General features: G+C 70.1%; 29 protein-coding genes. 5 read left to right on the top strand and 24 right to left on the bottom strand.

All coding sequences use genetic code 11. The annotated features are described in order from the left end of the window. Positions 1-142: 142 nt before the first annotated feature. The 4 genes from ACH442_RS23910 to ACH442_RS23895 all read right to left on the bottom strand — a co-directional run bounded on the left by ACH442_RS23910 (position 143) and on the right by ACH442_RS23895 (position 3,808). Positions 143-934, bottom strand: coding sequence for a Cof-type HAD-IIB family hydrolase (locus ACH442_RS23910; protein WP_396340312.1), 792 nt, complete (start codon positions 932-934; stop codon positions 143-145). Continuing rightward, entirely contained in the window at positions 934-1,746 is an 813-nt protein-coding gene (locus ACH442_RS23905; RefSeq protein ID WP_396340311.1) for a Cof-type HAD-IIB family hydrolase, read from the bottom strand. Before ACH442_RS23905 ends, ACH442_RS23910 begins: the two co-directional genes overlap by 1 nt. A 109-nt stretch (positions 1,747-1,855) precedes the next feature. Further along, complete coding sequence (gene serS, locus ACH442_RS23900) at positions 1,856-3,118, bottom strand: serine--tRNA ligase (RefSeq protein WP_396340310.1); 1,263 nt, start codon at positions 3,116-3,118, stop codon at positions 1,856-1,858. Between the two features lie 54 nt (positions 3,119-3,172). Continuing rightward, on the bottom strand, positions 3,173-3,808 hold the full coding sequence (locus tag ACH442_RS23895; RefSeq protein ID WP_396340309.1) for a hypothetical protein: 636 nt from the start codon (positions 3,806-3,808) through the stop codon (positions 3,173-3,175). 45 nt (positions 3,809-3,853) lie between these two features. Between ACH442_RS23895 and ACH442_RS23890 the strand changes: the two genes are divergently transcribed. Together ACH442_RS23890 and ACH442_RS23885 are read left to right on the top strand one after the other, a co-directional pair. Next, on the top strand, positions 3,854-4,282 hold the full coding sequence (locus ACH442_RS23890) for an OsmC family protein (protein WP_396340308.1): 429 nt from the start codon (positions 3,854-3,856) through the stop codon (positions 4,280-4,282). An 80-nt stretch (positions 4,283-4,362) separates the two neighbouring features. Then, the gene (locus ACH442_RS23885) at positions 4,363-4,710 is read left to right on the top strand and encodes a metallopeptidase family protein (RefSeq protein WP_396340520.1); all 348 of its coding nucleotides are present in this window, start codon (positions 4,363-4,365) and stop codon (positions 4,708-4,710) included. 269 nt (positions 4,711-4,979) lie between these two features. On the opposite strand, the gene pheA is transcribed toward ACH442_RS23885, so the two are convergent. From pheA to ACH442_RS23860, 5 genes are all read right to left on the bottom strand, one after another. Continuing rightward, on the bottom strand, positions 4,980-5,927 hold the full coding sequence (pheA, locus tag ACH442_RS23880; RefSeq protein WP_396340307.1) for a prephenate dehydratase: 948 nt from the start codon (positions 5,925-5,927) through the stop codon (positions 4,980-4,982). Positions 5,928-5,983: 56 nt separating this feature from the next. Continuing rightward, positions 5,984-6,589, bottom strand: coding sequence for a hypothetical protein (locus ACH442_RS23875; protein WP_396340306.1), 606 nt, complete (start codon positions 6,587-6,589; stop codon positions 5,984-5,986). Positions 6,590-6,626: 37 nt separating this feature from the next. Beyond that, positions 6,627-7,016 (bottom strand): ACT domain-containing protein, encoded by a 390-nt coding sequence (locus tag ACH442_RS23870; protein ID WP_396340305.1) that lies wholly within the window; start codon positions 7,014-7,016, stop codon positions 6,627-6,629. 83 nt (positions 7,017-7,099) lie between these two features. Beyond that, positions 7,100-7,561 (bottom strand): hypothetical protein, encoded by a 462-nt coding sequence (locus ACH442_RS23865; protein ID WP_396340304.1) that lies wholly within the window; start codon positions 7,559-7,561, stop codon positions 7,100-7,102. 83 nt (positions 7,562-7,644) lie between these two features. After that, the gene (locus tag ACH442_RS23860; RefSeq protein WP_396340303.1) at positions 7,645-8,382 is read right to left on the bottom strand and encodes a hypothetical protein; all 738 of its coding nucleotides are present in this window, start codon (positions 8,380-8,382) and stop codon (positions 7,645-7,647) included. Between the two features lie 291 nt (positions 8,383-8,673). Between ACH442_RS23860 and ACH442_RS23855 the strand changes: the two genes are divergently transcribed. Beyond that, on the top strand, positions 8,674-9,870 hold the full coding sequence (locus ACH442_RS23855) for an arginine deiminase (protein WP_396340302.1): 1,197 nt from the start codon (positions 8,674-8,676) through the stop codon (positions 9,868-9,870). Positions 9,871-10,092: 222 nt separating this feature from the next. On the opposite strand, the gene ACH442_RS23850 is transcribed toward ACH442_RS23855, so the two are convergent. The 8 genes from ACH442_RS23850 to ACH442_RS23815 all read right to left on the bottom strand — a co-directional run bounded on the left by ACH442_RS23850 (position 10,093) and on the right by ACH442_RS23815 (position 17,299). After that, positions 10,093-10,965 (bottom strand): DUF5926 family protein, encoded by an 873-nt coding sequence (locus ACH442_RS23850; RefSeq protein ID WP_396340301.1) that lies wholly within the window; start codon positions 10,963-10,965, stop codon positions 10,093-10,095. 49 nt (positions 10,966-11,014) lie between these two features. Beyond that, a complete protein-coding gene (locus ACH442_RS23845) occupies positions 11,015-12,196 on the bottom strand; it encodes a sensor histidine kinase (RefSeq protein WP_396340300.1) in 1,182 nt (393 codons plus the stop codon). A 48-nt stretch (positions 12,197-12,244) separates the two neighbouring features. After that, a complete protein-coding gene (locus ACH442_RS23840; RefSeq protein WP_396340299.1) occupies positions 12,245-13,033 on the bottom strand; it encodes a glycerophosphodiester phosphodiesterase in 789 nt (262 codons plus the stop codon). After that, complete coding sequence (locus tag ACH442_RS23835; protein ID WP_396340298.1) at positions 13,030-13,365, bottom strand: rhodanese-like domain-containing protein; 336 nt, start codon at positions 13,363-13,365, stop codon at positions 13,030-13,032. Before ACH442_RS23835 ends, ACH442_RS23840 begins: the two co-directional genes overlap by 4 nt. A 28-nt stretch (positions 13,366-13,393) precedes the next feature. After that, a complete protein-coding gene (locus tag ACH442_RS23830) occupies positions 13,394-14,527 on the bottom strand; it encodes an LCP family protein (protein ID WP_396340297.1) in 1,134 nt (377 codons plus the stop codon). 132 nt (positions 14,528-14,659) lie between these two features. Beyond that, positions 14,660-16,327, bottom strand: a complete 1,668-nt coding sequence (locus ACH442_RS23825) for a cation acetate symporter (RefSeq protein ID WP_396340296.1) — start codon at positions 16,325-16,327, stop codon at positions 14,660-14,662. Next, the gene (locus ACH442_RS23820) at positions 16,327-16,683 is read right to left on the bottom strand and encodes a DUF485 domain-containing protein (protein ID WP_396340294.1); all 357 of its coding nucleotides are present in this window, start codon (positions 16,681-16,683) and stop codon (positions 16,327-16,329) included. The genes ACH442_RS23825 and ACH442_RS23820 overlap by 1 nt, the downstream gene beginning before the upstream one ends. 109 nt (positions 16,684-16,792) lie before the next feature. Continuing rightward, on the bottom strand, positions 16,793-17,299 hold the full coding sequence (locus ACH442_RS23815) for a flavin reductase family protein (protein WP_396340293.1): 507 nt from the start codon (positions 17,297-17,299) through the stop codon (positions 16,793-16,795). A 100-nt stretch (positions 17,300-17,399) separates the two neighbouring features. Here ACH442_RS23815 and ACH442_RS23810 point away from each other — a divergent pair, with 100 nt between their 5' ends. Continuing rightward, positions 17,400-17,681 carry a hypothetical protein gene (locus ACH442_RS23810; protein ID WP_396340292.1) on the top strand — a complete coding sequence of 94 codons (282 nt, stop codon included), beginning with the start codon at positions 17,400-17,402 and terminating at the stop codon, positions 17,679-17,681. A gap of 368 nt (positions 17,682-18,049) precedes the next feature. Here the strand turns inward: ACH442_RS23810 and ACH442_RS23805 are convergent, their stop codons facing one another. The 7 genes from ACH442_RS23805 to ACH442_RS23775 all read right to left on the bottom strand — a co-directional run bounded on the left by ACH442_RS23805 (position 18,050) and on the right by ACH442_RS23775 (position 25,318). Then, positions 18,050-19,642, bottom strand: coding sequence for an ABC transporter permease (locus ACH442_RS23805; RefSeq protein ID WP_396340291.1), 1,593 nt, complete (start codon positions 19,640-19,642; stop codon positions 18,050-18,052). Next, positions 19,633-20,412 (bottom strand): ABC transporter ATP-binding protein, encoded by a 780-nt coding sequence (locus ACH442_RS23800; protein ID WP_396340290.1) that lies wholly within the window; start codon positions 20,410-20,412, stop codon positions 19,633-19,635. The genes ACH442_RS23805 and ACH442_RS23800 overlap by 10 nt, the downstream gene beginning before the upstream one ends. Positions 20,413-20,788: 376 nt before the next feature. After that, positions 20,789-21,472, bottom strand: coding sequence for a hypothetical protein (locus tag ACH442_RS23795; protein ID WP_396340289.1), 684 nt, complete (start codon positions 21,470-21,472; stop codon positions 20,789-20,791). A gap of 65 nt (positions 21,473-21,537) precedes the next feature. Then, the gene (locus tag ACH442_RS23790) at positions 21,538-23,163 is read right to left on the bottom strand and encodes a cation acetate symporter (RefSeq protein WP_396340288.1); all 1,626 of its coding nucleotides are present in this window, start codon (positions 23,161-23,163) and stop codon (positions 21,538-21,540) included. Then, complete coding sequence (locus ACH442_RS23785; RefSeq protein ID WP_396340519.1) at positions 23,160-23,543, bottom strand: hypothetical protein; 384 nt, start codon at positions 23,541-23,543, stop codon at positions 23,160-23,162. The genes ACH442_RS23790 and ACH442_RS23785 overlap by 4 nt, the downstream gene beginning before the upstream one ends. Positions 23,544-23,591: 48 nt before the next feature. Next, positions 23,592-24,626: an ATP-binding protein gene (locus ACH442_RS23780; protein WP_396340287.1), complete on the bottom strand. Its 1,035-nt coding sequence runs from the start codon at positions 24,624-24,626 to the stop codon at positions 23,592-23,594. After that, the gene (locus tag ACH442_RS23775; protein WP_396340286.1) at positions 24,623-25,318 is read right to left on the bottom strand and encodes a response regulator transcription factor; all 696 of its coding nucleotides are present in this window, start codon (positions 25,316-25,318) and stop codon (positions 24,623-24,625) included. The genes ACH442_RS23780 and ACH442_RS23775 overlap by 4 nt, the downstream gene beginning before the upstream one ends. Before the next feature lie 322 nt (positions 25,319-25,640). Here ACH442_RS23775 and ACH442_RS23770 point away from each other — a divergent pair, with 322 nt between their 5' ends. Continuing rightward, the gene (locus ACH442_RS23770) at positions 25,641-25,811 is read left to right on the top strand and encodes a hypothetical protein (RefSeq protein WP_396340285.1); all 171 of its coding nucleotides are present in this window, start codon (positions 25,641-25,643) and stop codon (positions 25,809-25,811) included. Positions 25,812-25,890 lie beyond the last annotated feature (79 nt).

The following is a 25,890-nucleotide window of genomic DNA, read 5'->3' as shown; positions in this document are numbered from 1 at the left end:
GCTGGCTCTCACCGTGGTAAAGAAGGCCTGGATCCATGGTGAGAACCCGCCGGGAACGTGAGCGGCACCAACCGCGCCGGAAGCGGACCCCGCGACGGATCCGACGCAAGCGCGCGGCATCGGCCGTACGGGAGGACCGGGTTTAAAGGTCGAAAGCTTTTTGCAGGTAGACCGCAACGCCGTCCTCGACGTTGGTAAGCGTCACGTCGTCGGCGACCGCGCGCACCGCCGGGTGCGCGTTCCCCATCGCGACCGCCCGCCCGGCCCACGCCAGCATCGGAATGTCGTTGGGCATGTCCCCGAACGCGACCACCTGGTCCGCGGTGATGCCGTCCCGCTCGCAGAACCACGCGAGCCCCGCGGCTTTCGTCACCCCGGCCGCGGAGATCTCCACCAGCGCCGACGACGACGATCGGGTCGCCTCGGCCACCCCGCCGAGGGCCTGGCTGACCAGCTCGAGGAAATCGTCCGGATCCGCCGTGGCCGACCGGGCCAGCAGTTTTACCGCGGGCTCGGCGGTCAGCTCCTCGGGCGTGGCGATCACCCGGACCCGATGATCGGTCCACCGGATCGGCCATGTCGACTCGTGCCGGAAGGTCCGCCCGTCCTCGATCTCGACCGCCAGCGACAGGTCGGGCACCGCGTCCCGCAGCCGCTCGGTGACGTCGAGCAGCACCTCGCAGGAGATCGGGTCGGCGCGCAGCACCTCGTCGGCGTGCGGGTCGTAGATCACCGCACCGTTCGCGCACACCGCCGGCAACCGTTCCGGCAGCTGGTCGTAGAGATCCTCCAGCCAGCGCAGCGGCCGCCCGGTGACCAGCACGACCGGGGCCGGGACGGCGGTCAGCACGTCGATGGTCCGCCGGCTGAGCTTGCGGTCGTCGTCGATCAAGGTGCCGTCGATATCGGTTGCTACAAGTCGCCAGGGTGCCATCACCTCGACAATAGCCGCTCCAGATACACCGCCACCCCGTCCTGATCGTTGGTCAGCGTCACATCGTCGGCGAGGGCGAGCAGCTCGGGGTGTGCGTTGGCGACCGCGACCCGCCCCCAGCCGGCCCAGCCGAACATCGACAGGTCGTTGGGCATGTCCCCGAAAACCAGCACGTCCGCCGGGTCGACGCCGACCGCCTCGGCGACCACGGCGAGACCGGTGCCCTTGTCGACGTGCGCCGGGCAGATCTCCAGATAGTCCAGACCGGCCTGGGTGACGGTGGCCACGTCGGCCGGGACGACCCGGCGGGCGACCGCCAGCAGCTCGTCCACGTCCAGCTTGGCCGAACGGGCGAACGCCTTGATCACGTCCCCGGTCAGGCAGTCGGCGCGCTCGCGTGACTCGAAGGCGACCGGGTATCGCCAGGTCGGGTCGTAGTCCCCCCAGAGCGGGGAATCGTCGTGCTCCAGCGCCTCGAAGATCACCGAGAGCGGGCCGGCTGCCGACTCGATCCGGGCCAGCACGTCGGCCAGCACCGTTCCCGACAGGCGTGCCTGGCGCAGATATCGACCCTCGGCCTGGTCGAGCACCCAGCCACCCTGGGCGAGCACCAGGTAGTCGGCGTGCCGGATGTCGTCCCGGGTCAGCGACGCGAGCCGGGGGCCGCGGCCGGTCGCGGCGACGACCCGGATGCCGGCCGCGCGGACCCGCTCCAGCACCTCATGCGTGTACGCCGAAACCGTCTCGTCGCTGCGGACGAGCGTGCCGTCGAGATCCGTGGCGATGAGCTTGGGCAGCCCGGGCTTGAGCATCGGAACCTCCGTGGGTTTGGCGAACCCCCGCGGAGGGCGGAAGGAGAACGGTACTCCTGCCCGGCCACCAGCGACCATGACAACTGGTGACCGGGTGATGTCGAGATCGTTAGCGGCTGGGTTCCAGCACGTCGCGACCGCCGAGGAAGGGCTGCAGCGCCTTCGGCACCCGCACCGAACCGTCCGGCTGCTGGTGGTTCTCCAGGATCGGGATCAGCCAGCGGGTGGTGGCGAGCGTGCCGTTGAGCGTCGCGGCGGTCTGCGGCTTGCCGTTCTCGTCGCGGTAGCGGATGTTGAGCCGGCGCGCCTGGAACGTGGTGCAGTTCGACGTCGAGGTGACCTCGCGGTACCGCTGCTGCGACGGCACCCAGGCCTCGCAGTCGTACTTCCGGGCGGCGCTGCTGCCCAGATCACCGGCGGCCACGTCGATCACCCGGTACGGAATCTCGACCTTGGCCAGCATCTCCTCCTCCATGGCGAGCAGGCGCTGGTGCTCGGCGAGCGCGTCCTCCGGCTTGCAGAAGGAGAACATCTCCACCTTGTCGAACTGGTGGACCCGCAGGATGCCGCGCACGTCCTTGCCGTGCGAGCCGGCCTCCCGCCGGTAACACGTCGACCAGCCGGCGAACCGCGACGGGCCGTTGCTCAGGTCGATGATCTCGTTCGAGTGGTACGCCGCGAGCGCCACCTCCGACGTGCCGACCAGGTACAGGTCGTCCGCCTCGAGCCGGTAGATCTCGCTGGCGTGCGCGCCGAGGAAGCCGGTGCCCTCCATCGACTCCGGCCGGACCAGAGTCGGCGTGATCGACGGGGTGAAGCCGTGCTCGACCGCCTGCTGAACAGCGAGCTGGAGCAGGCCCAACTGCAGCAGTGCGCCGACCCCGGTCAGGAAGTAGAACCGCGAGCCGGACACCTTCGCGCCCCGCTCGGTGTCGATCGCCCGCAGCGCCTCACCGATCTCCAGGTGATCGAGCGGCTTGTCGATCTGCGGGATCGTGCCGACCTCGCGCAGCACCTCGAAGTCGTCCTCGCCGCCGGCCGGGACACCCGGCTCGACCAGGTTCGGCACGGCCAGGTGGGCGCGCTTGAGCGCCTCGTCGGCCTCGGTCGCCGCGGTGCTGGCCGCCTTCACCTCGGCGGCCAGTTCCTTGGTGCGCGCCAGCAGCGCGGCCCGCTCGTCCCCGGAGGCCTTCGCCACCTGCTTGCCGATGGAGTTCTGCTCGGCCCGGACCGCCTCGAACCGCTGCGTGGCGGCCCGGCGCTCCTCGTCGGCGCGCAGCAGGTCGTCCACCAGGCCGGCGGACTCGCCGCGCAGCCGCTGGCTCGCACGGACCAGTTCCGGATCTTCACGAAGCAGACGCAGGTCAATCACGACTGTGGAGCCTACCGGCAGATACCCCACCGAGCGCACGCGCATTACGCACGGTCAGGCGAACGGCTCAGCCGGGGTGACGCTCAGGTCCATCGGCTGGTCCACCTCGGGCGGCGCGGTCTGCGCCCGCTCACGCCGTGGCCCGGCCGGCCCGCGCCCGGCCAGCCAGAGCGCGACCAGCGCGGCCACCACCCCGGCGATCGCGCACCACAACCCGCGGCCGAGCCCGACCTTCAGATGCTCAGTGTCCAGCGCGATCGAGTAGAAGCTGGTGATCTGCCGGCTCTGCGTCCCGAGCAACTGGATCGAGGCGGCCAGCAGGGCGAGCAGCACCCCACCGGCCCCGAATCCGGCCAGCCGCGCGTACCGCCGCCCCGGCTCCGGCCCGAGAATTGCCAGCAGCACCGCCATGACCAGGAGGAGCAGGCCGGCCACATACGCCCCGGCGACGCCCCCGAGGTCGAACAGGTCGGTCGGCAGCATCTTCGTCTCGGCGACCTCGTCCGACCCGTAGAGCAGGCCGTCGACCGTGGTCACCTGCCACTCCGAGATCAGCGACCCGAACGCCGCCACCGCGCCCAGCCCGGCGACCAGCGGTGCCACCCGATGATCGCTGCTCAGTCCGCGGAAGAACCCCGGGCGTTCGCTCTCGCTGTCACTCGAGCCGAACTCGACGACCGTTTCCGACATGTGATCCATGATGCACCGGCCCTCGGATGAGCTAGCGTTCTGTTCATGCCTATTCGTTCTGCTACGGCCCGCTGGGAAGGGAACCTCACCGAGGGTTCCGGCACGGTAAAGACTGGTAAGGGTGGCCTGCAGGGGAACTACTCCTTCAAGTCGCGCTTCGAGGAGGGTGAGGGGACCAACCCCGAGGAGCTCATCGCCGCGGCCCACTCCGGCTGCTTCTCGATGGCCTTCTCGAAGGGTCTCGCCGACGCGGGCTTCACGCCGTCCTCGGTCGAGACCGTCGCCAAGGTGCACATGGACAAGACCGACGCCGGCTTCGGCGTGTCCCGCATCGAGCTGGAGACGGTCGGCAACGTGCCCGGCATCGACGAGGCCACGTTCCAGAAGATCGCCGCCGACGCCAAGGAGAACTGCCCGATCTCGCGTCTGCTCAGCCCCGGCGCGGCGATCAGCCTCTCCGCCAAGCTCGCCTGATCCTCGCCTCATCCACGCCGGCGCGGTCCACTCGGGCCACGCCGGCGTTCCTTTCGCGCGGCACAATGGTTGTCGTGCCGGTGGACATGACTCGTGAGCGCTTCGAGGAACTCGTCGGTGAGGCCCTCGACGAGGTCCCGGTCGAGCTGCTCTCCCTGATGAACAACGTGGTCTTCCTGGTCGAGGACGCCCCGCCGGACGGCGACGACGGCCTGCTCGGCCTCTACGAGGGCACCGCGCTGACCGACCGCGGCTGGGACTACGCCGGCGTCCTCCCCGACCGGATCACCATCTACCGCCTGCCCACGCTGCGCGTCTGCGACTCCGACGACGACGTGGTCGAGGAGGTCGCGATCACCGTGGTCCACGAGATCGCCCACCACTTCGGCATCGACGACCGTCGCCTGCACGAGCTGGGCTGGGGCTGAGCCTCATCCGAAGATCAACTTCAAGATCGTCATTGCCGGTCTCCGCTGTGGTCAAGACCGTCGCTCCCGCGGGGACCCTTCCGGGCTGAGCAGGGGCGCGGGGCGCCCCTGAACGCTCAGCCCGGAAGGGCGACGTCCGTGGGTGGGCACGGTCACCCCGGCCGCGAGGTCCGCGGTTGGTCCCGGAAGGCCCGCGCCTGCGGGTCCCAGCTGGTTTCCATGGGTGTTACGAGGGACGAATAACGCCCACGAGAACCGGCCGAGGGCGGTCAGCCCGGTTCGCCGGAGCGCAGGCGCGCCAACCATGCCGACGAGTCCGCGAAGTCGGTGTCGGAGAGCCCGGCCGGCGCCTGCACCGGCGGCTCCGGCTGCAGGCGGTGCCGGGCGTAACTGCCCAGGAACCGCACCTCCGCGCAGATCCGCCGCAACCCCTGCAACGCCTCCCCGAGACGCGCCTCGGCGACGTGGCCGGTGCAGTCGAGGAAGAAGAAGTACGTCCCGAGCTGCTCCCCGGTCGGCCGCGACTCGATCCGGGACAGGTTCACCCCGCGGACCGCCAGCTCGGTCAGCACCGCCAGCAGCGCGCCCACCTGGTCGTGCCGGACCGACACGGCCAGCGAGGTCACATCGTCCCCGGTCGGTGGCGGCGGCGAGCCGGGCCGGGTCAGCAGCGCGAACCGGGTGACCGCCTCGGCGCGGTCGGCCACCTTCTCGGCGAGCACGGTGAGCCGGTTGCGGGGGACGCCGATCGGGGCGCAAAGGGCGGCGTCGTACTCCCCGGCGGCTGCGCTGAGCGCGGCGGCGGCGTTGGAGAGCACGTCGACGACGGTCGCGTCCGGCACGTTCGCCTGCAGCCAGTGCCGGCACTGCGCGGAGGCCTGCGGGTGCGCCGCGATCGTCCGGAGCCCGGCCAGCGGCTTCAGCACATCGGCGGCGAGCACGAACTCGACCGGCAGCAGCACCTCCCGAGCGATCATCAGCGGGGTGCCGGTGACCAGCTCGTCCAGGGTGACCGGGATCGCGCCGCCGACCGAGTTCTCCAGCGGGACCAGGGCGGCGTCGGCCTCGCCGGAACGGACCGCCTCCAGCGCCTCCGGCACACTGCGGGCGGGCAGGCGCACGCCGTGCTCGGCGGCCGGGATGGTGCGCAGGGCCGCCTCGGTGAACGTCCCCTCAGGGCCGAGGAAGGTGAAGCGGGTGGGCGGCGTTCCGGGCATCCCGTCAGTCTAGGGGCGAACCGTCCCCCCAGCGTGACGCTGTCGCTTGCGCCTGTTCAGAAGCCGCAGGCGAGGACGCGGATGCCGGCCGGCGCGCTCGTCTGCACCTGCGGATTGCACACATCCGACCCGGCCGTGATGAACGTCAGCGAACTGCCGGCCCCGCTGGCCACCACGTTGAGCGGCTCCTGATCGTCGGTCCCGGCCCCGGCCAGTCTCAGCACCGTGAACGACCACGTGTCCGCGCAGAACGGCCCGTCCTGCACCTGCAACGTCTTGTTCGGGATGCCGTCGTGCCCTTTGACCAGTGTCAGGATCTGCGCTCCGGTCGGCTCACCGCTGCACTTGGCCGCGTGCGCCGGCGTCGGCGTCGGCGACTTGGTCAGCGGGGCCGCGGTCGGAGAGCTCGTGGCCGTGGCCGTCGGCGTCGTGCCGGTCGGATACGCATACGTCGGCGGCACCCAGGTCGTCGTCGGCACGCCACCCGGTGAGACCGGTGTGAACGTCGGCGGCGGCAGGGCGAACGAGGGCAGCGGGCTCGGGGCGGAGGGCAGTGCGGCGGAGGGCAGCGCGACGGGCGGGGTCTCGTCGTGCGCACCGCAGGCCGCCGTCAGCAGGAGAGCGCCGACAGCGAGGGGGATGAAGCGGGTGTGCGGGGACACCCGGTCATGGTAGGAGCCTTACCCGGACAGTGCCAGATCAGGAACGAGCGATGCGGTGCCCGGCCGCGGTGAGCGTGTTGACCGCCTCGGTCAGTCGCACCGTCGGCACCAGCAGATAGTCCGTGTCATACGTGGAGAACGTGACGATGTTGACTCGGGCATCCGCGAGTGGCCCCACGAGCGAGGCCAGGATCCCGGTCATCGCGGTGGTCAGGCCGGCCACGCGCAGACATCGCCACGCCGTGTCCGTCTCGGCCCCGTCCGGTATCCGGTCGGACGGGCAGATGATCGAGATCTCGTCGACACCCCAGGTCACCGAGATGACGCTCTTGTCGTCCGGACCCGAGGTCAGGGAAGCGGGCAAGGACGAACCGGCCGACAGGCGGCACACCGCGTATTCCCCTGGTAACAGGTCTAGATCGAGCATGACGGCAGACTACGTTACGGATCGGTAACACCCAATGGTTACCTGATGCGGTGAACACCACACCGCCACGGGCAAACCGGACGTCAGTAGTGAACCAGGGAGAGAAAGGTCAGCGAACCGGCGACCCGGTCACCGGCCAGCAGCGGTGTGGCGACGGCGTCGACCGTCAGCGGCGGCTTCTCGGCATCCGGCACCACGCGCATCAGACCCCGGGCCAGCCGCTCGCTGCGGACCGCGAGCAGCGGCGGAATGTTCTCCGCCTCCTGGCCCTCGAGCGGCCCGGCGCCGGCCGTGAAGTCGATCAGCTGCAGCGTCGCGGTCAGCCTTTTCCCGATCGCGTCGGTCGGCTTGCCCAGCCCGAGCAGGTCACTGCCGGACGGGGAGACGGCCAGGATCGCCCCACCCGCGTCGACGATCAGGCATGGCTCGTCGGCGATTGCCACGGTGCCTGCCCAGCGCTCGATGCTGGTGACGAATTCGGCCTCGGCCGGTGTGCGTGCCTGGGGGACGAACGCTCCCGAGAGGGAGAGCTCAACATGCGCCACCCGCTCCTCCTCGCTTCCGTCGCGTCGTCCGGGTGACGCCCCGGGAAACCGGGGCGTCACCGACGACGGCGTCGCAAGGAACGTTACCGGCGGGTCGGCCGCTTGTCAGCGGCCGTCTGTCCGTTGCTGTACCAACGGTAGTCGCCGGCCGGCCGATAGGGTGCGTTCGCCCAGGTGGCCGGATTGCTGGCTACGGCTGAGAGTTTGCTCGCCGTGGCCGCGGAGATACGAGCCCCTCCGGCGAGCAGCAGCCGGTCGAGCTCTTTGTCGGTGGCGACCAGGCAGTCCTTCGGCAGGCCGTGGACGCTGATCACGCCGGAACCGACGAACGTCAGGACCGGGGTGACCGGCACGTTCAGGCCGACCGCGGCGGAGAGCGCTTTCGCGGCGCGCCGCGCGTCACGACGCGCCTCGGCCACGTACTGCGGGCGCTTGCCGTTGATCTGCACGACGTCACCGGCGATCAGGACACGGGACCGGCCGTGGTCGGCGACGGTCACGGCGTAGACGCCACCGGGGCCGATGGCGAGGAATCCGGCCCGCTCATCGGCGGGGTCGGGCTCGTAGTACGACTGGGACAGGTCGCCGCGCGGCCAGTCCACGATGTGCCAGGCCGACCCGAGTCGGTCGAGGCGGGTCAGCGCACGTGCGCCGGCTGCTTCCATGCGACGGGCGTCACGATCAGCGCGACGGCGCCGGGCCCACTCCATGGGCGTCAACCGCGGCTCGAGAGCTGCGGGAGGCGCCGCATGGCCGACCGGCGTCAGTGCGCGGTTGGCTGAGGGCACGGGCAGTGCAGGGCGGGCGGGGAAGACAGTCACTGCGACCTCCGGCAAAAGGTCTATCGGGCTGGCTCTCTTTCCAATCACCGTACGTGCTCAGACCCTCACGGAGAAGGGTGGCGGAGTGGAAAGAAAGAGAAAGAAGTGTGGATGAATACCGCATTCACGGACAACGTCTTCTTGCGGATGGTGCTACTCCGCACTTGCGGTCCGGGGTTTCGTCGCACGGTGCCAAGTTATCCCCGTCGCCCGATCGGTGCATGCTTGTCTCAGGATCTAGATCAGAACGTGACCGGGCGATAGCGTTCGGTACGGACTAACGTCGGCCTGGTGTACGTCGACTCCGAAGTCAGCCGCCTGCGCACCGTCCTGCTCCATCGACCGGGAAAAGAGCTGGCCAGGCTCACGCCGCGGAACAGTGGCTCACTGCTCTTCGACGGCATCCCCTGGGTCGGCCGCGCTCAGGAAGAGCATGATCAGTTCGCCGAGGCACTCCGCTCCCGTGGCGTCGAAGTGCTCTATCTCTCTCAGTTGCTCGCCGAGACCCTCGCCGTGCCGCAGGCGCGGGCCGAGCTGACCGCCGGTGTCCTCGCCGATCGACGGCTGGGCGACGGCCTGCGCGCCGGGATCGCGGACTATCTCGCCGATCAGCCTCCGGAGCGGCTGGCCGAGGTGCTCGTCGCCGGCCTGTCCCACGAGGAGGTGAAGCCGGCCGGGGGCAGCCTGGTCTACGAGATGCTCCTGCCGAACGATTTCCTCATCGACCCGCTGCCGAACCTGCTCTTCACCCGGGACTCGTCGGTCTGGGTCCGTGACCGCGTGGCCGTGACCAGCCTCGCGATGCCGGCACGGCGCCGGGAGACCACGCTCACCCACGCGGTGTACCGCTTCCATCCGCGTTTCGCCGGCGCCGACCTGCTCTACGACCCGGCGCTCGAGCACGTCGAGGGCGGTGACGTGCTCGTGCTGGCGCCGTCCGTGCTGGCGATCGGCGTCGGCGAGCGGACCACTCCGGCCGGCGCCGAGCGGCTGGCCCGCCGGGTGCTGGCGGCCGGGCTCGCGCACACCGTCCTGGCCGTGCCGATCGCGCAGGAGCGCGCCACGATGCACCTGGACACGGTCTGCACGATGGTCGACGTCGATGCGGTCGTCATGTACCCCAACGTCGCCGACACCTTGCAGGCCTGGACGATCAGCGCCGGCGACGATCAAGATCATTTGCGGGTACGGCCTCCGCGCCCGTTCCTGGAAGCCGCGGCCGAGGCGATGGGCATCGAGCGGCTGCGCGTCATCGACACCGGCCTGGACCCGGTCACAGCCGAACGTGAGCAGTGGGACGACGGCAACAACACGCTCGCCCTCGCCCCCCGGCTCTGCGTGGCCTACGAGCGCAACGTCGAGACGAACGCCCAGTTGGAGCACGCCGGCATCGAGGTGATCGCCATCCGCGGCTCGGAGCTCGGCAGCGGCCGTGGCGGCCCACGCTGCATGAGCTGCCCCGTGCAGCGCGACCCCCTGCCCCGCTGAACCGGACAGGGAGGTCAGGATCGGCGTGACTCTCGCGGCACTGACCGGCCGGCTCGAGTGTGTCGGCGGGTTTGCTGCCCGGACCGTGCCCACCCACGGAGGCCGCCCTGGAGGGCTGAGCGTTCTGGGCGCCCTGCGCCCTGCTCAGCCCGGAAGGGCCCCCGCGGGAGCGACGATCTGGACCACAGCGGAGACAGGCAATGAAGATCTTGAAGTTGATCTTCAGCGGAGCGTCAGCTGGCGTCCGATGAGGCCCTGCTTGGCGCGGCGGCCGGCGGCGTCGAGCGGCTCGGTGATCGCCAGCGTGTCCTGGTAGCGCTTGGCGAAGTCGGCCAGCGGCGCCTCCCAGTCCGCGGCCTCCGGCTCACCCGGAATGTCCCAGACCGGCACCAGCAAGCCGTGCGCGCGGAACATGCCGGCGAACTTGGTGTCGTCGCGCAGCACCAGCTCACCGGCGGCGGAGAGCCGGGCCAGAGCGTCCAGCGCCTGGTCCTCGCCCTCGCTGAGCACCCAGCGGACGTGCCCCTTGTCCGGCGCGATCCGGCACCAGTAGGCGGCCTTCGCGGCGGCCAGGCGCACGGTCGGGTAGATCGAGGCGTTCGCCCGCTCCAGTGACGCCTTCACGCTGGCGTCCTGCAGCTGGTCGGTGTCCAGCCAGTACTCGAAGCCGTCCTGCATGGTGATCTCGAGCGGGCCGTCGACCAGCACGTCCTGCAGGCGCGGGCCCTCACCGGGCAGCGCCGGCACCGAGACCGGGTCGCCGGGCGTGGTCCGCAGGCCGGCGAGGATGGCGACGGCCAGGTCGCGGGAGACGTCACCGGACTGGACATGCCGCTGCAGGCCGATGAAGACCTGCCCGTCGCGGCGCGACATCGCCGGCCAGGCCATCGGGAGCACCGTGGAGAGGGTGACGGGGCGGTCGCCGAACTCCTCGATGATCTCCGGCTTGAGGGTCAGCTTGGCCGAGGCGGCCGGGACCAGCTCACGCAGCGCGACCCACTCGGGCTCGTCGGTGAGACCCTCGAACGGGCGGGCGACGAAGATGTCGCGCACCTTGGTCTTGGGCTCGGACTGGGACTTACGACGCTTGCTCACGAGGGACCAGCGTAGGCGGTGCCCATCGGAAACCCGTGACGTGGGCCACCTAGGCGCGGCGGAGCCGGACCTCGGCGACCGTGCCGCCGCCCTCGCGGGGACGCAGCGAGACCCAGCCGTGCTGGCGCTCGACCATGCGTCGCACCAGGTAGAGGCCGAGGCCGGCGCCCGGGTGGTGGTGCCGGTCGCCGCCGTCGGCCTGCCAGTAGCGTTCGAACGCGCGCTCGACGTGCTCGGGCGCGATGCCGGCGCCCCGGTCGGACACGCGGAAGCGCAGCGTGTCGTCGTCGGTGCCGGCGCAGAGCTCGACGACGGTGTCCGCCGGTGAGTACTTCTCCGCGTTCGTCATCAGCTCGGTGAGAATCATGACGATCGAATCCCGATTCCCGTACGCCTTCGGCAGGTCCCCCGGCATGTGGGCGAGCTTCAACCGCCGTCGCAGGTCGGCCGGCAGTTCCTCGGTCGCCGCCCGCAACGCCTCGACCAGGTCGAACGGCCCGGCCGGGGCGGAGCCGAGCACCCCGTCGCTGGCCGCCGAGAGCAGCCGGTCGACGAGCCGGGCCAGCTCGCCGGCGCGGTTCCCGATGACCCGCACGGCCTCGCGGCGACCGGGTTCGCCGAGCGTCTCCCAGTGGTTGGTGAGCGTGTCCGCGTACCCCTTGATCACGGTGACCGGGGTACGAAGCTCATGGCTGGTGACCGCCACCCAGAGGTCGCGGTCGGCGTGCGCGGGGGCGGTCACCGGGTGCACCGGCAGGCCCGTGCCCATCCCGTAGAGCCGGCCGATCTGCGCGGCGAGCAGTTCCAGCACGGTGTGGTGTTCCGCCCCGGGCTCGCCTGCGTCGGCGCCGAAGTAGACGTGCAACGACCCGGCGAACGTGCCACCGGCCTCGCATCGCGCGCCCAGCATGTGCCGCAGGTCGCCGCCCTCGATCTGGCGGGCGAACTCGTCGTTCACCGAGTTGAGCGACACCAGCAGGGTGCGGCCGGGCACTTGGAGGGGGCGTTCGACGCGGCGGCCGATGGCCGGCTCGCACACCCCGGTGGCGGCGATGATCCGGCCGTGGCCGTCCGAATATTCCGCGAAGCCGGCCCCGCGCGCCCCGAGCACCTCCTGCGCGAGCAGGACCAGTTGCTGCAGCACGGGCAGGCCGGACTCGCCGGCGTTGACGCGGTCGAGGACCGCGATCTGACCCCGGGTCAGCGCTGGGTAGTCGGGACTTTCCGGCATGTCTGCGAGTCTGCCTCGCCCCTCAGTGTTCGGCAGCTGTGACCACGGTCACAGATGCGCAAGGCGGTCCAGGACGAACTTCGGCCGGTCGCTGATCACGCCGTCCACCTGATGGCGGAGCACCATCTCCACGTCCTCCGGCTCGTTGACGGTCCACACGTACGTCCGGTGGCCGGCCGCGCGTATCGCCTGCACCAGCCCCGGCCGGTTGCGGATCAGCTCGACGCTCGGGCCGGCGATCCGCGCCCCGAACGGCAGGCGGGCCTTCCCGGCCATCGGCGGCAACAGCTCCATCAGGTAGACGGTCGGCACGCCGGGCGCCTGGGCGCGGATGCGTCGCAGGGCGAGCGCCGCGAAGGACATCACCGTCACCTGTACGGGATCGTCCGGCTTCGGCTCGGCCAGCCCGAACCGCCGGAGCATCTTGACGAGCCGCCGCTCCACCTCGGCCCCGTACACCGAAGGGTGTTTGGTCTCGATCAGCAGACGCACCCGGCGACCGCAGCCGCGCACCGCCTCCAGCAGCCGCTCCAGGGTGAGCAGGCGGCTCAGGTCGGAGGGCTCCTCGTCCCCCGGGTAACCGGGGTGCCAGGAGCCGTAGTTGAACTCGTCGAGCTGCGCGAGGGTGCGCCGGCTGACCAGGCCCCGGCCGTTGCTGGTGCGGCTCAGGTTCCGGTCGTGGACACAGACGAGGTGCCCGTCCCGGGTGAGCCGCACATCGCACTCCAAGCCGTCCACACCTTCTTCGAGGGCGCGAAGGTACGCCCCGAGGGTGTGCTCGGGCAGCGCGTCAGCACCCCCACGGTGTGCGAAGACGAGTGGCCGGTAGCCGGTCACAGCACCCGCGCCGGTTGCCCGTCCTCGCTGACCATCTCCTTGCCGGCGGCGGCCCACGACTTCATCCCGCCGTCGAGGTTGCGCACGTTGTCCCAGCCGTTGTTCATCAGATAGTTCACCACCTGGCCGGAGCGCCCGCCGGCGCGGCAGATCACCACGACCTCGCCGTCGGTGGGCACCTCGGCCATCCGGGCCGGGACCTCCATCATCGGGAGGTGGTGGGCGCCGGGGGCGTGGCCGCCGGTCCACTCGTCCGGCTCGCGGACGTCGAGAAGGTAGGCGCCGGGGCCGACCTGATCGGGGGTAACGCTGGGTACCTGAGGTCCGAACACGGCTCCCAGCGTACGACCCCGGCCTCGGTCAGGACTTCTTGACCGGGTTCGCGGCCAGCCACTGCGACATCGTGTCGGCCTTGACCGCCTTGAACAGGGCCAGCGCCTTCTCCCGGTCGGAGACCACCACGGACTGGCCGCCGATCGTCTCGCTGCCCTTGTTCGGCGTGGTCAGGAACGTCAGGTTCTCCCCGCGCAGGTTCCGGAACTGCAACACCATGTCCTTGAGCGAGAACTCCTGGTCGACGGTGACCGCCTTGGCGACCGCGTTGAGGAAGTCGTCGAGCTTGCCCGGGCTGGTCAGCGTGCCGCTGCTGGCCGCCTTGTCCATCAGCGCCTTGAGGAACTCCTGCTGGTGCTGCATGCGGGCGAAGTCACCGCGGGCGAACTGATAGCGCTGACGCACCCAGTCCAGGGCCTGAGCCCCGTTCATGTGCATCATGCCCTTCTTGAACACCCGGTGCGGCGGGTGGATCGACGTGATCGTCTGGTCCACCTTCAGGTCGACACCGCCGAGCGCGTCGGTGACCTCCTTGAAACCGCCGAAGTCGATCGCCATCACGTTGTCGATCTTCACGTCGGTCAGGCACTCGACGGTGTGCACCGCGCGGGGCAGGCCGCCGAAGGAGAAGGACGCGTTGATCTTGGCGCGGGAGCCGTCGGTGCAGGCCGCGTCGTTGCTGCGCGGCACGACCACCCACAGGTCCCGCGGGATCGAGATGAGCTGCGCGCTCTTGTGGTCGGCCGGCACGTGCATGACCATCAGCGTGTCCGCGCGCCACCCGGTGGCGTCGTCGTCCTTGGTGTCCGGGTCGCGCGAGTCGCTGCCGACCAGCAGGATGTTGACGGCGCCGTCGACCGCCTTGGCCGGCCGGTCCGCGCTGAGCCCGGAGAACGCGTTGGTGCGCTTGAGATCCTTGTCGATCCCGCTCACGTAGTTGAACGCGAAGATGCCACCGGCGATGGCCAGGATCAGCACCACGCCACCGGCGACGAGGGCGATGCGGCCCCAGCGCGGGCGGACCCGCGGGCCGTTGCCCGGACCCTTGCCGTAGGTGTGTCCCCGGTCGCCTGGTCCCGCAGACCGGCCGGAAGCCGGCCCGGACGGCGGGACGGAGGCCCGTCCGGAGGAGTTGCCGCTGGGAGAGGTGGTCGCAGACATGAGACCACATTAGGTCGGAATGACCCCTGATCCGGTGTGCGGCGAGTGGTGCGGCACGAAGGTGGGAGAAGCCGGGTTTTGGGCCCGGACCGGCGCGGCGACGACACCGGCCCGGGTTTGTGCGGGGAAGGATCAGTGGGCGCCGTGACCGGTCAGGGACCGGACCTCGAGCTCGGCGTACTTCTCGGCGTCGGTCTCCTTGGTGAGCACGGTGCCCAGCCAGCCGAAGAAGAAGCCCAGCGGGATCGAGATGATGCCGGGGTTGGACAGCGGGAACCAGTGCCAGTCGTCGTGCGGGAACATCGCGGTGGCCGAGCCGGACACCACCGGCGAGAAGAAGACCAGGATCACCGCGGAGAGCAGGCCGCCGTAGATCGACCAGAGCGCGCCCGAGGTGTTGAACCGCTTCCAGAACAGGCTGTAGAGGATCGCCGGCAGGTTCGCCGAGGCGGCCACCGCGAAGGCGAGCGCGACCAGGAACGCCACGTTCAGGCTCTGCGCGAAGATCGACAGGGCGATCGCGATCGCGCCGATCCCCAGGGCGGAGATCCGGGCGACGTTGACCTCGTTGCGCTCGGACGCCTGACCCTTCTTGATCACGCTGGCGTAGAAGTCGTGCGCGATGCTCGACGACGACGCCAGGGTCAGGCCGGCCACCACCGCGAGGATCGTGGCGAACGCGACCGCCGCGATGATCGCCAGCAGCACCGCGCCGCCGGTCTCCCCACCCAGGTAGTCGATGCCCAGCTTCTGCGCCAGCTGCGGCGCGGCCGTGTTGCCGGCCTTGTCCTGCGCGGTGATCGCCTTGCCGCCCACCAGAGCCGCCGCGCCGAAGCCCAGGGCCAGGGTGAACAGGTAGAAGACGCCGATGATGCCGATCGCCCAGAGCACGCTCTTGCGGGCGATGCGAGCCGTCGGCACCGTGTAGAACCGGGTCAGGATGTGCGGCAGACCGGCCGTGCCCAGCACCAGCGCGAGGCCGAGCGAGAGCAGGTCCATCTTGCTGTAGAACGTCTTCGTCGCGTCGCCGGCCGTCTCCACGCCGTAACGCAGCCCGGGTTCCAGGAACGCGGCTCCCTTGCCGGACTGCGCGGCCGCGTCACCGAGCAGCGTCGACAGGTTGAACTTGTAGTGGGCGAGCACCATGATCGTCATCACCAGGGCGCCGGTCATCAGCATGAACGCCTTGACGATCTGGACGTACGTGGTGCCCTTCATGCCGCCGACGACCACGTAGACGATCATCAGCGCGCCGACCAGGATGATCGTGAACACCTTGGCGGTGGCCGCGTCCATGCCCAGGAACTTCTGGTCCGCGGTGATCCCGAGCAGCAGCGAGACGAGCGCGCCGGCGCCGACCATCTGCGCGATCAGGTAGAAGATCGACACCACGACGGTGGAGACCGAGGCGGCCGTACGCACCGGGCGCTGACGCATCCGGAACGCCAGCACGTCGGCCATCGTGTACCGGCCCGAGTTGCGCAGGAACTCCGCGACCAGCAGCAGCGCCACCAGCCAGGCGACCAGGAAGCCGATCGAGTAGAGGAAACCGTCGTAGCCGTAGAGCGCGATCAGGCCGGCGATGCCGAGGAACGACGCCGCCGACATGTAGTCGCCGCCGATCGCCATGCCGTTCTGGAAGCCGGAGAACTGGCGCCCACCGGCGTAGAAGTCGGTCGCCGTCTTGGTCTGCCGGCTCGCCCAGATCGTGATGCCCAGGGTGATCGCCACGAAGATCAGGAACAGCGTGATGGTCAGCGTGCGTGAGGTGCTGGACGAGGCTTCGGCCGCGAGGAACATCAGCGCACGCTCCCCTCTTCACTGGCCGTGGTGGTGGAGCGGGTGTCGCCGTCGATGCTGTTGTAGATGTCGTCCGCGAGCGGGTCGACCTTCTGCGCGGCGAACCGCGAGTAGTACCAGGCGATCACGAACGTCGAGACGAACTGCAGCAGACCGAGGAGCAGGCCGACGTTGATGTTGCCGACCAGCTTGATCGCCATGAAGTCCCGCGCGTACGCGGTGAGCAGGACGTACAGCGCGTACCAGAGGATGAACGCGATGGTCGTCGGGAAGATGAACCTGCGAAGGGTATGGCGCAGCCAACTGAATTCGTCGGAGTTCTGCACCTCGAGATACTTCTCGGGGGTGGCCGGCACGGTGTCACCACCTTCGTTTGCGGGCGGACTTTTCCGGGACCGTACGAAGGAAAGCCGCCCGCCCCGCGCCACCGGTCGGCGTCTGCGCTGAGTGGCGGTCTGACTGCGCTCAGCGGTCGAGTTCGGCGTACCGGCCACGGAAGTGGACGAGCGGCGCCGTCGCGGTATCCAACTGAACCGATGCGATGACGCCCTCGACCAGCAGCGCCCAGCCGCACGGCCGGCTGGTGTCGAGGGTGCAGCCGACCCACGCGCCGGCGTGCGCGGGCACCGGCCCGTACGGCGTCTCCCGCCACTCCCCGGTGGCGAACAGTCCACCCGGTGACGGCATCAGCCCGGCGAACCGGTCGGCGAGTTGCCGGTCGGCCGGTGTCAGCGGGGTCATCGCGAACCGGCCGGCCTGCGACACCGCGTCCCAGAAGTCGCTCTCCTCGTCGATCAGCCCGAGCACCCGCCCCGGATCCCCGTCGGCGACCAGGGTGGACGAGACGGTCAGGCCGGACGGCCCCGGTGTGGTCCAGAGCGTCACCGGGGACGCCAGCCGTCCGCGCAGCCGGCGCACCGGCGACTTCTCCCCATCGGGAACGGCGAACGGATCGGTGGAGTGGATCGTCATACGAACATTCTCCCGATTACAGATCGTGCACGCGCCTATCACTTTTAATTGATCAACGGCTATTTTCTTCTGGGGACCTTCGGCGGGAAGGGGACGGCGCATGCCCCAGGTGGTGTTGCGGCCGGGCGACGTCGTTCACGTCGGGGCCGACGCGAGTGTGCAGTTCTCCGGCGACCGGGCGCTGACCTTCCGGATCATCCGGGTCGACCCGCGGGTGACTTACGACGGCTGGATCTGGCTGGACGGATACGTGGTCGGGCCGGCCGGGAACGCGTTGCAGAGGCGGCGCATCTTCGTCCGGCAGGAGGGGTTGCGGCCGATCCGGGCGAGCCGGATTCCCGCGCCGCGCAACGGCGGGCCCCGCACGGTCAATCGCCCGTAGCCCCGATAGAACCCGCATTGTCCCTCGAAAGTGGACAATGCGGGGGATGTCCGTGCATTACACATTCTGTGTAATGTCGTACAGGGGTGCGGCGAAATGGCGGACGACCTGCCACGTGCAGGTGAGGTGTTTCACGTCGGGGCCGCCGCGAGCGTTCAGTTCGCGGGCAATCGCGCGTTGACGTTCCGCGTGATTCGTGTCGATTCGAGGCCTACCTATGCGGGTTGGCTGTGGATCGACGGATATGTGTTGGGACCGTCCGGGGAGGCAACGGAACGGCGGCTGATTTTCGTACGCCGGGATGGTCTTCGAAGAATGCGGTGACCAGGTTCTGCTGTGCGAATCGCGGGGCTGAAGCCGCAAAAAAGCTAGCGGGCGGTGACCGCGGCGAGCACTTCCGGCATGCGGCGATCCAGCATGTCCCCGGCAATTCCGGCGCCGATCAGGTACGCCGCGACGCCGTAACCGAGGCCGATCGGCAACCCCGCCCAGGTCCAGGCCGGGCCGAGCATCGAACCGGCGAGCACGACCGGCAGCGCCCCGATCATGCCGCCCAGCATGCCGGCGATGCTCGGCAGCCCCTTGGCCAGGCCGGCGCCGGAGGAGACCGCGAACGGCCCGGTCGACTCGGGCAGGGCGTAGGCGCCACGGACCGAGATCGGCAGCAGCACCGCCAGCCCGGTGCCGTAGACCGCGAGCAGCGTGCCGAGCTGCGCCGGGATCGCGGCCGGCTCGCCGGAGAGCAGCCCGGCCACCGTCGCCACGACCACCAGCAGCGGAAGCGTGATCAGCGCGTGAGCCGTCACCCGCGAGTGGATCTCCAGTCGGCCGGGGATCCCGATCGCGACGTTGGTGGCGTAGGCGCTGCCGTCGTACCCGAACTGGTTGGCCAGCGCGACCGGAGCGATCGCGCCGACGATGAACGCCAGCGGGCCGGCCACCCCCGAGCCCGGCCCGAACGTCGAGGCCAGCGGCAGGAACAGCCCGGCCATCAGCATCGCGACCACGCCGGCGCGACGACGGTTCTCCCGCCACCAGTACCGCGTCTCGCGGGCGACCAGCGCGCCGAACCGGGTGCGCGGCCACCAGCGGAACATCAGCTGGTCGACCGGGGTGCGATCGACGCGTGCGGCCATCCGGCGCCCGCCCGATGTGGACAAACCGGTCATCGCTCGTTCCAGCGTCCGGCTCCACCACAGCAGCAGGCCGCCGACGGCGGCAAGACCGATCAACAGCTTCAGCGGTACGGCCCAGCCCCGCCCCGCCGCCACGTCCAGCCCCATCGAGTACGGCGCACCGAGCGGGGTCCACCCGACGACCTCGGCGATCCCGGCGACGCTGTCCCAGTCGGCCCGGTCCAGCAGCCCCAGCAGCAGCAACTGCAGTGGCCCGACCGACGCGGCCACCACGGCCAGCATGATCGTCGCCAGGTCGCGCGCCCGCCGAGACCGCAGCGCGGTGGCGAACGCGCTGGTCACCGCCCGGCTCAGCAGCACACAGAGCAGCAGGCCGCCGAGCACGCCGACGGCCTGCGCCGGCGCGGCGAGCGGCCCGCCGAGCCGGGCCGCGGTGTCCACCGTCCCGGCCGTGGCCGCGAGTGTGGCCAGCGCCGGCAGCCCGACCAGCGCGGACGTGGCGAGCCCGGCCATCAGCGTGCGGCGGCGCAGCGGCAGCAGCGCGAACCGGGCCGGATCCAGGGTCTCGTCGACCCCGAAGAAGAGCAGCGGCAGGAAGAGCCAGCCGAGCACCAGCAGCGCACCGCCGAACGGCAGCAGGATCTCGGCGGCGTGCGGTGCGTCCAGCAGCCCGGGCAGCGCGAACCCGGCGTACCCGAGGACGGCGAGAATCGTCGCGGCGAACGCACCGGCGACGAAGAGCGCCACCCGGCCCGGGCGGCCGCGCAGGCCGTTCGCGGTGAGGCGGAGCTTGAGCCGGACGAACGGCCACACGCTCACAGCCACGCCAGCTCCGACCCGGTCGCCACCCGGCCGCCGACCACCTGCACGAAAACGTCCTGCAACGAGCGGCCGGCGCGGACCGTGTCCATCGGGCCCTGCAACCGCAGCACGCCGTCGGACATGATCGCGACGTGTGAGCAGAGCCGCTCGACGACCTCCAGCACGTGACTGGAGAAGATCACCGTGCCGCCGCCGGCCACGTACCGCTGCAGGATGTCCCGGATCAGCGCGGCCGACACCGGGTCGACGGCCTCGAACGGCTCGTCCAGCACCAGCAGCCGGGGCGCGTGCAGCAGGGCACAGGCCAGACCGATCTTCTTCTTCATGCCGGCTGAGTAGTCGATCACCAGGGTGCGGTTGCCGACGCCGAGCTCGAGGACGTCGAGCAGGTCACGGGCGCGCTGGTCGACGACGGCGGGCGGCATGCCCCGGAGCAGGCCCTGGTACGCCAGCAACTCGGGGCCGCTCAGGCGCTCGAACATGCGCATCGCGTCGGGGAGGACGCCGACCAGCGATTTCGCCTCGATCGGGGACTGCCAGACGTCGTACCCCAATAGGAAGGCCTGACCGGCATCGGGCCGCAGCAGGCCGACGGCCATGGAGAGGGTGGTGGTCTTGCCGGCGCCGTTGGGGCCGAGCAGGCCGAAGAACGAGCCGGCCGGAACGTCCAGGCTGACGCCGGCCACGGCGAGTTTCGTGTCGAAGTGCTTGACCAACCCGCGCAACGCCATCGCTGCGGCCGGCTCGTCCGTTCGTGGTGCCGGCACCGTCATGCTCTGCAACCTAGTCGGGCACAGGGGCCGGGACCAGACCGTTCACCTGCGCCGGCCGGCGTTATGGCTGCCCGGGCACGCTGACCTGCCGGTTCGGCCGATAAACGCCGCTTTCCACAATGGAGGAATTGTCGCCAATAGGCCGAGGTAATTGACATTTCTGATGCGGGTGTAGCCATTCTCACAGCCGCGCTTCGCCGAGTTGCTGACCCGGCGGTGATTGGCGCAAGATCTGGCGCGGTCGCCCGAAATCTGCTGATTACTTGCTGCGTCACGGAAATAGGCGGAGCTTTTCGCGGCGCACGAACGGGCCCGGGTGTTCCGCGGCAGAACGGGGGAAACGCGAAAGACCCGGGCCCGATCACGTCAGCGCGGTTCAGCCGACCTTTTCGATCACCGCGCGCCGGACGAGGAACTTGCCGGCCTCACGGACCTGCTCGAACGCGGAGTTGTTGAGAAGCACGCAGCTGCCCGAGGTGGTCTGCACGGTCACGGTGATGCTCTTGTTGTTGTCCAGATTCGTGACCTTGAGCTTCGTCCCGATCGGGAACGTGCCGCTGGACGCGAACGGCGCGCCCGCCTCGCCGGAGAGGGTCACGGTCGAGCCCTTGCACACCACCTCGCCGGCGCCGGTCCCGTTCGCGGCCCCATTGTTACCGGCCGCTGGTGGCGTGGTCGCGGCCTTGGTCGGGGCGGTGGTCGCGGCCTTGGCCGGAGCGGTCGTCGCCGGCTTGGTCGCGGCCGGCGGCGCGGCGATGTTCGTGGTGCAGCCCGCCTGCTGACGCTGCAGGTTGATCAGGTCGACCACGGCCTGCCGGTTCGCCAGCACCGCGTCGGTCTGCGCGTTGGGGTGCGCCCGCTGGTCGGCCATGAAGGAGAGGGTCTCGCGCAGCGAGTTGTCGAGCCCGTCACAGGTGGTGGACGCGTTGCTCATCCCGGTGCCGACGGCGATCCCGCCACCGGCGAGGGCGGCGATCGCCACCCCGATCGCGATCTTGCGGTTGCGTCCGCTGAGTCCGCTGCCGGGCCGCTTGTATGCACTGCTGCGTGATCTCCTCATGCCCGTGTTTACGGATCGCCGATCAGGTGCGGTTGACGGCCGTACCTTAAAGATCCTTAAATGCGTCAGGACCTCAGCGACTCGGGTGCGTGCAGGCGCAGCATCGTCGCACCGACGTCGGCCGGCACACGACGGCTGGTCAGCAGCGATACCACCACCATGACGAAGAACGCGAGCGGCACGGTCCAAGCCGCCGGCTGCGCGACGAACTCGGCCAGGTTGCTCGGCAGATCCGCGCCGAGCACGGTGACGAAGACGGCCACCACCGCGGATCCGCCGCCGACCAGGATGCCCGCGATGGCACCGGCGTCGGTCAGCTTGCGCCACCAGATCCCCAGCACGAGCAGGGGGCAGAAGCTCGACGCGGCCACCGCGAAAGCCAGCCCCACCACCCGGGACACGTCCATGTCGGACACGAAGACCGCCATCGTCGTCGGTACGCCCGCCGCCAGCACCGTGGCCACCCGGAAGTCGCGCACCGAGCCGGACCGTCCGGGCGGCAGCACATCGGTGAAGATCACCCCGGCGATGCTGGTCAGCAGGCCCGACGAGGTGGACAGGAACGCGGCCAGCGCACCCGCGGTGACCAGGGCGCCGAGCAGCCGCCCGAGATGCCCGCCACCCAGGGCGGCCTCCGGGAGCAGCAGCACGACGGCGTCGGTCCGGCCGGTCATCAGCAGCTGAGGGGTGTAGATGCGCCCGAGAACGCCGTACAACGTGGGAAGGAGATAGAACAGGCCGACCATGGCCAGCACGACGAGGGTGGTGCGCCGAGCCGACGCGCCGTCCGGGTTCGTGTAGAACCGCACCAGCACGTGCGGCAGCCCCATCGTTCCCAGAAACGTGGCCAGGATCAGGGAGTACGTGCCGAACAGGCCCGACTCGCCACCCGGTTGCAGCCAGTCCGCGCCGAACGTCGCGTCGACCGTGCTCACCTTCGGCACCGGGTCACCGGCCGCGAAGTGCACCGTCTCGCCGGCGTGCACCGGGCCGACCCCGTCCAGCACCGCGTCCTTCTCGAACACCACGCTGGTCGCCGCGTGGAACACCGCACCGGCCGGTGGCGTCACCGCGGGACGGCCGTCGGACTGCCACTGGAAGATCAGGAACAGGATCGGCACGGCCAGCGCGGTCAGTTTCAGCCAGTACTGGAACGCCTGCACGAAAGTGATCGCGCGCATCCCGCCGAACGCCACATTCGCGGTCACCACGATGCCGACCAGAAGAGCACCCCAGGCGTACGACCCACCCGTGACCGTGGCGAACGTCAGCCCCGCCCCCTGCAACTGCGGCAGCAGGTAGAGCGCGCCGATGAACAGCACGAACGCGGTGGCGAGCCGGCGCAACCGGGTCGACCGCAGTCGCACCTCGCAGAAGTCGGGCAGCGTGAACGCCCCCGACCGGCGCAGCGGGGCAGCCACGAAGAGCAGCAGCGCCAGGTAACCGGCGGCGAACCCGACCGGGTACCAGAGCACCTCGGCGCCGTAACGCAGCACCAGACCGGCCACACCCAGGAACGACGCCGCCGACAGGTACTCGCCGCTGATCGCGGCCGCGTTCCACGACGGGCTGACACTGCGGGAGGCGACCAGGAAATCCGAGGTGGTGCGGGCGAACCGCAGACCGTAGACCCCGATCGCGATCGTCACCAGGACGACCACGACCAGGCCCGGGACCAGGTACGGGTTCATCGCTCGGGACGACGGATCACGGCGGCGAAATCCTGCTCGTTGCGTTCGGCCCAATGCACGTAGGCCACTCCGACCAGCACCAGGAACGGGAACGACAGCACGCCGAGCAGCAGCCACGGCAGGTGCATCCCGAAGACCTTGAACCCGCCGACCGCCGGAGCGACCGCGAACAGCAGCGGCAGCGCCCCCAGCCCGGCCAGCACCACCAGCGACAGCCGCAACGCGAGCGCCAACTGGGCCCGGACCAGGCCTTTCACCAGAGCTTCACTGATCGGGGTCTGGTCGGCGAGGTCGGTGCGGGCCGGATCGGCCGGACGGCGGTGGGCGGTGGCTTCGCCCAGCACCACCCGGGTACGCGGAGGCGGCGGATTGTCGGCCATGTCCGGCAGTCTCGCCGTCACGGCCCGAATGTCAAGAGCTGACTGACTTCACAGCGGTAGACGTACGTGGATGTGACAGCCGCGTCGCTCGGACGGCTCGACCACGGCGATCGTTCCGTTGTGGAGCTGCACCACCCAGCGCGCGATGGCCAGGCCCAGGCCGGTGCCGCCGCCGGTCGGCCGCTCACCACGGGTGAACCGCTCGAAGACCCGCTCCCGGTCCGCCACCGGAATGCCGTCGCCCTGATCGGTGACGACGAGCAGCACATGCTCGTCGCGGCGCTCGGCCCGCAACGTGACCAGGCCGCCCGGCGGGCTGTGCCGGGTCGCGTTGTCCAGCAGGTTCGCGAAGACCTGGTGCAGGCGCTCGCGGTCGCCGGGAAGCACCAGGGCGGGGGCGGCGATGTCGAACCGTACGTCCTGGCCGATGCCGTCGGCGTTGACCTTCGCCTCCCGGGCCACCTCGTCCAGGAACTCCGGGACGTCGATCAGCTCACGCCGCATCGGCACCACCCCGGCGTCCAGGCGCGACAGATCCAGCAGGTCAGCGACAAGCCGGCTGAGCCGCTCGGTCTGGATCAGAGCGGTGCGCATCGTCTCCGGATCGGTGTCGGCCACCCCGTCGACGATGTTCTCCAGCAGGCCGCGAAGAGCGGTGATCGGCGTACGGAGTTCGTGCGACACGTTCGCGATCAGCTCGCGCCGCCGCCGGTCCGCGGCAGCCAGATCCGCGGCCATCTGATTGAAGGCCTCGGCCAGCTCACCGACCTCGTCCTGGGAACGGGTCTCGATCCGATGGGTGTAGTCGCCGCGGGCCATCTGCCGGGCCGCGACCGTCATCTCGCGCAACGGAATCGTCGCGCCATGCGCCATCACCTGCAGTGTGACCAGGCCCAGCGCGGCTGCGATCCCGATCCACAGCACGTCGACGCGGTAGAAGTCGATGCTCCACAGGAAGACCAGCAGACCGATCCCGCCCGCGAACCCGAGCGCCAGCGACAGCTTCGCCTTGATCGACCGCACCGGGTCCAGGGGACGCGGCAGCCACCGGAACAACTTCGCGGCCACCTCGTGGACGTTCATCGATCAACTTCCAGGGCATAACCCACCCCATGGACGGTACGGATGAGGTCCGCCCCCAGCTTGCGCCGCAGCCCCTTGATGTGACTGTCGACCGTACGGGTGCCCGACGCGTCCGCCCAGCCCCACACCTCGGCCAGCAGCCGCTCCCGGGGCAGCACCGTGCGCGGCGCCCGGGCCAGGTGAACCAGCAGGTCGAACTCGGTCGGCGTGAGATGCTTCTCCGCCCCGGCCCGCAGCACCCGCCGCTCGGCCTGATTGATCTCCAAGTCCCCGAGGCGGAGCGTCGGCGGACCGGCCTTCGGCGCCACCGCCACCTTGTTCACCCGGCGCAGCAGGGCATGGACGCGGGCCGCCAGCTCCCGCATCGAGAACGGCTTGGCCATGTAGTCGTCGGCGCCGACCGCGAGCCCGACCAGCAGATCCGTCTCCTCACCGCGGGCCGTCAGCATCAGCACCGGGGTCGGCCGTTCCGCCTGGATGCGGCGGCACACCTCGAGGCCGTCGAAGCCGGGCAGCATGACGTCCAGCACGATCGCGTCGGGCGGGTCCTGCCGGGCCGACTCGACCGCACTCGGCCCGTCCCCGACGACCTGGACCAGGAAGCCCTCGGCTCGCAGCCGGGCGGCCACGGCGTCGGCGATGGCCCGGTCGTCCTCCACGACGAGAACTCGCCGCTCCGCCGTCGTCTCCATCGTCGCCCCTTCGCGGTCCTTGCGGCCGTTGCGGTGGGCCGCTGCCCCTCGCCGTCCTTGCGGTTGGCCGCCGTCCCTTGCCGTTGGCCGCCGCCCCTGTGGTTGGCCGCCGTGCCTTGTGGTTGGCCGCCGTGCCTCGTGGATGGTCACCGCGCCTCGGGTCGGCCGCCGTGCTGACATGCCCAGCCTGCCGCATTGCCGCGCGACGCCGGTCGGTGCGCCCCCGTGACTCACCGGCCCGCGTCGTGCAGGCAGCAGCTTATTGATCGGTCGCGGAGGGCTTGGGGTCGAAATGTGAACGAACTGTGGAGATGATCGCGGGATGCCGTACACCGTCGAAGTCGAGCGGCGCTTCGAGGCCCGCCAAGGGCTGCAAGCCGCGGTCCGTTCCGCCCTGCCCGCCGGTGCGAGTGTTCCGGTCGTGCTCAGAGTCGGGATCACCTTCGACGACGAGCAGTTGACCGACCGGGGGTGGTTCTTAGAGGACGTCTGATTAACGTATTTTGTGGTGTTATGCGATTTGAGGGTCTCGCCAGGTTGGGGTGTTTTCGTCCGTCAGCCGGCGGGCGAGA

The sequence above is a fragment of the Actinoplanes sp. NPDC020271 genome, from assembly GCF_044388125.1.
GTDB lineage: Bacteria > Actinomycetota > Actinomycetes > Mycobacteriales > Micromonosporaceae > Actinoplanes.
Note: the sequence above shows the minus strand (reverse complement) of the source record. Positions and strands in the feature narration are given on the sequence as shown.

Bases quoted from the DNA above. Each gene is read 5' to 3' on its own strand.
- ACH442_RS23910 (WP_396340312.1), bottom strand. From the start codon at position 934: ATGGCACCCTGGCGACTTGTAGCAACCGATATCGACGGCACCTTGATC.
- ACH442_RS23905 (WP_396340311.1), bottom strand. From the start codon at position 1,746: ATGCTCAAGCCCGGGCTGCCCAAGCTCATCGCCACGGATCTCGACGGC.
- ACH442_RS23895 (WP_396340309.1), bottom strand. From the start codon at position 3,808: ATGTCGGAAACGGTCGTCGAGTTCGGCTCGAGTGACAGCGAGAGCGAA.
- ACH442_RS23890 (WP_396340308.1), top strand. From the start codon at position 3,854: ATGCCTATTCGTTCTGCTACGGCCCGCTGGGAAGGGAACCTCACCGAG.
- pheA (WP_396340307.1), bottom strand. From the start codon at position 5,927: ATGCCCGGAACGCCGCCCACCCGCTTCACCTTCCTCGGCCCTGAGGGG.
- ACH442_RS23870 (WP_396340305.1), bottom strand. From the start codon at position 7,016: ATGCTCGATCTAGACCTGTTACCAGGGGAATACGCGGTGTGCCGCCTG.
- ACH442_RS23845 (WP_396340300.1), bottom strand. From the start codon at position 12,196: ATGCCGGAAAGTCCCGACTACCCAGCGCTGACCCGGGGTCAGATCGCG.
- ACH442_RS23830 (WP_396340297.1), bottom strand. From the start codon at position 14,527: ATGTCTGCGACCACCTCTCCCAGCGGCAACTCCTCCGGACGGGCCTCC.
- ACH442_RS23825 (WP_396340296.1), bottom strand. From the start codon at position 16,327: ATGTTCCTCGCGGCCGAAGCCTCGTCCAGCACCTCACGCACGCTGACC.
- ACH442_RS23815 (WP_396340293.1), bottom strand. From the start codon at position 17,299: ATGACGATCCACTCCACCGATCCGTTCGCCGTTCCCGATGGGGAGAAG.
- ACH442_RS23810 (WP_396340292.1), top strand. From the start codon at position 17,400: ATGCCCCAGGTGGTGTTGCGGCCGGGCGACGTCGTTCACGTCGGGGCC.
- ACH442_RS23800 (WP_396340290.1), bottom strand. From the start codon at position 20,412: ATGACGGTGCCGGCACCACGAACGGACGAGCCGGCCGCAGCGATGGCG.
- ACH442_RS23795 (WP_396340289.1), bottom strand. From the start codon at position 21,472: ATGAGGAGATCACGCAGCAGTGCATACAAGCGGCCCGGCAGCGGACTC.
- ACH442_RS23790 (WP_396340288.1), bottom strand. From the start codon at position 23,163: ATGAACCCGTACCTGGTCCCGGGCCTGGTCGTGGTCGTCCTGGTGACG.
- ACH442_RS23785 (WP_396340519.1), bottom strand. From the start codon at position 23,543: ATGGCCGACAATCCGCCGCCTCCGCGTACCCGGGTGGTGCTGGGCGAA.
- ACH442_RS23780 (WP_396340287.1), bottom strand. From the start codon at position 24,626: ATGAACGTCCACGAGGTGGCCGCGAAGTTGTTCCGGTGGCTGCCGCGT.
- ACH442_RS23775 (WP_396340286.1), bottom strand. From the start codon at position 25,318: ATGGAGACGACGGCGGAGCGGCGAGTTCTCGTCGTGGAGGACGACCGG.
- ACH442_RS23770 (WP_396340285.1), top strand. From the start codon at position 25,641: ATGCCGTACACCGTCGAAGTCGAGCGGCGCTTCGAGGCCCGCCAAGGG.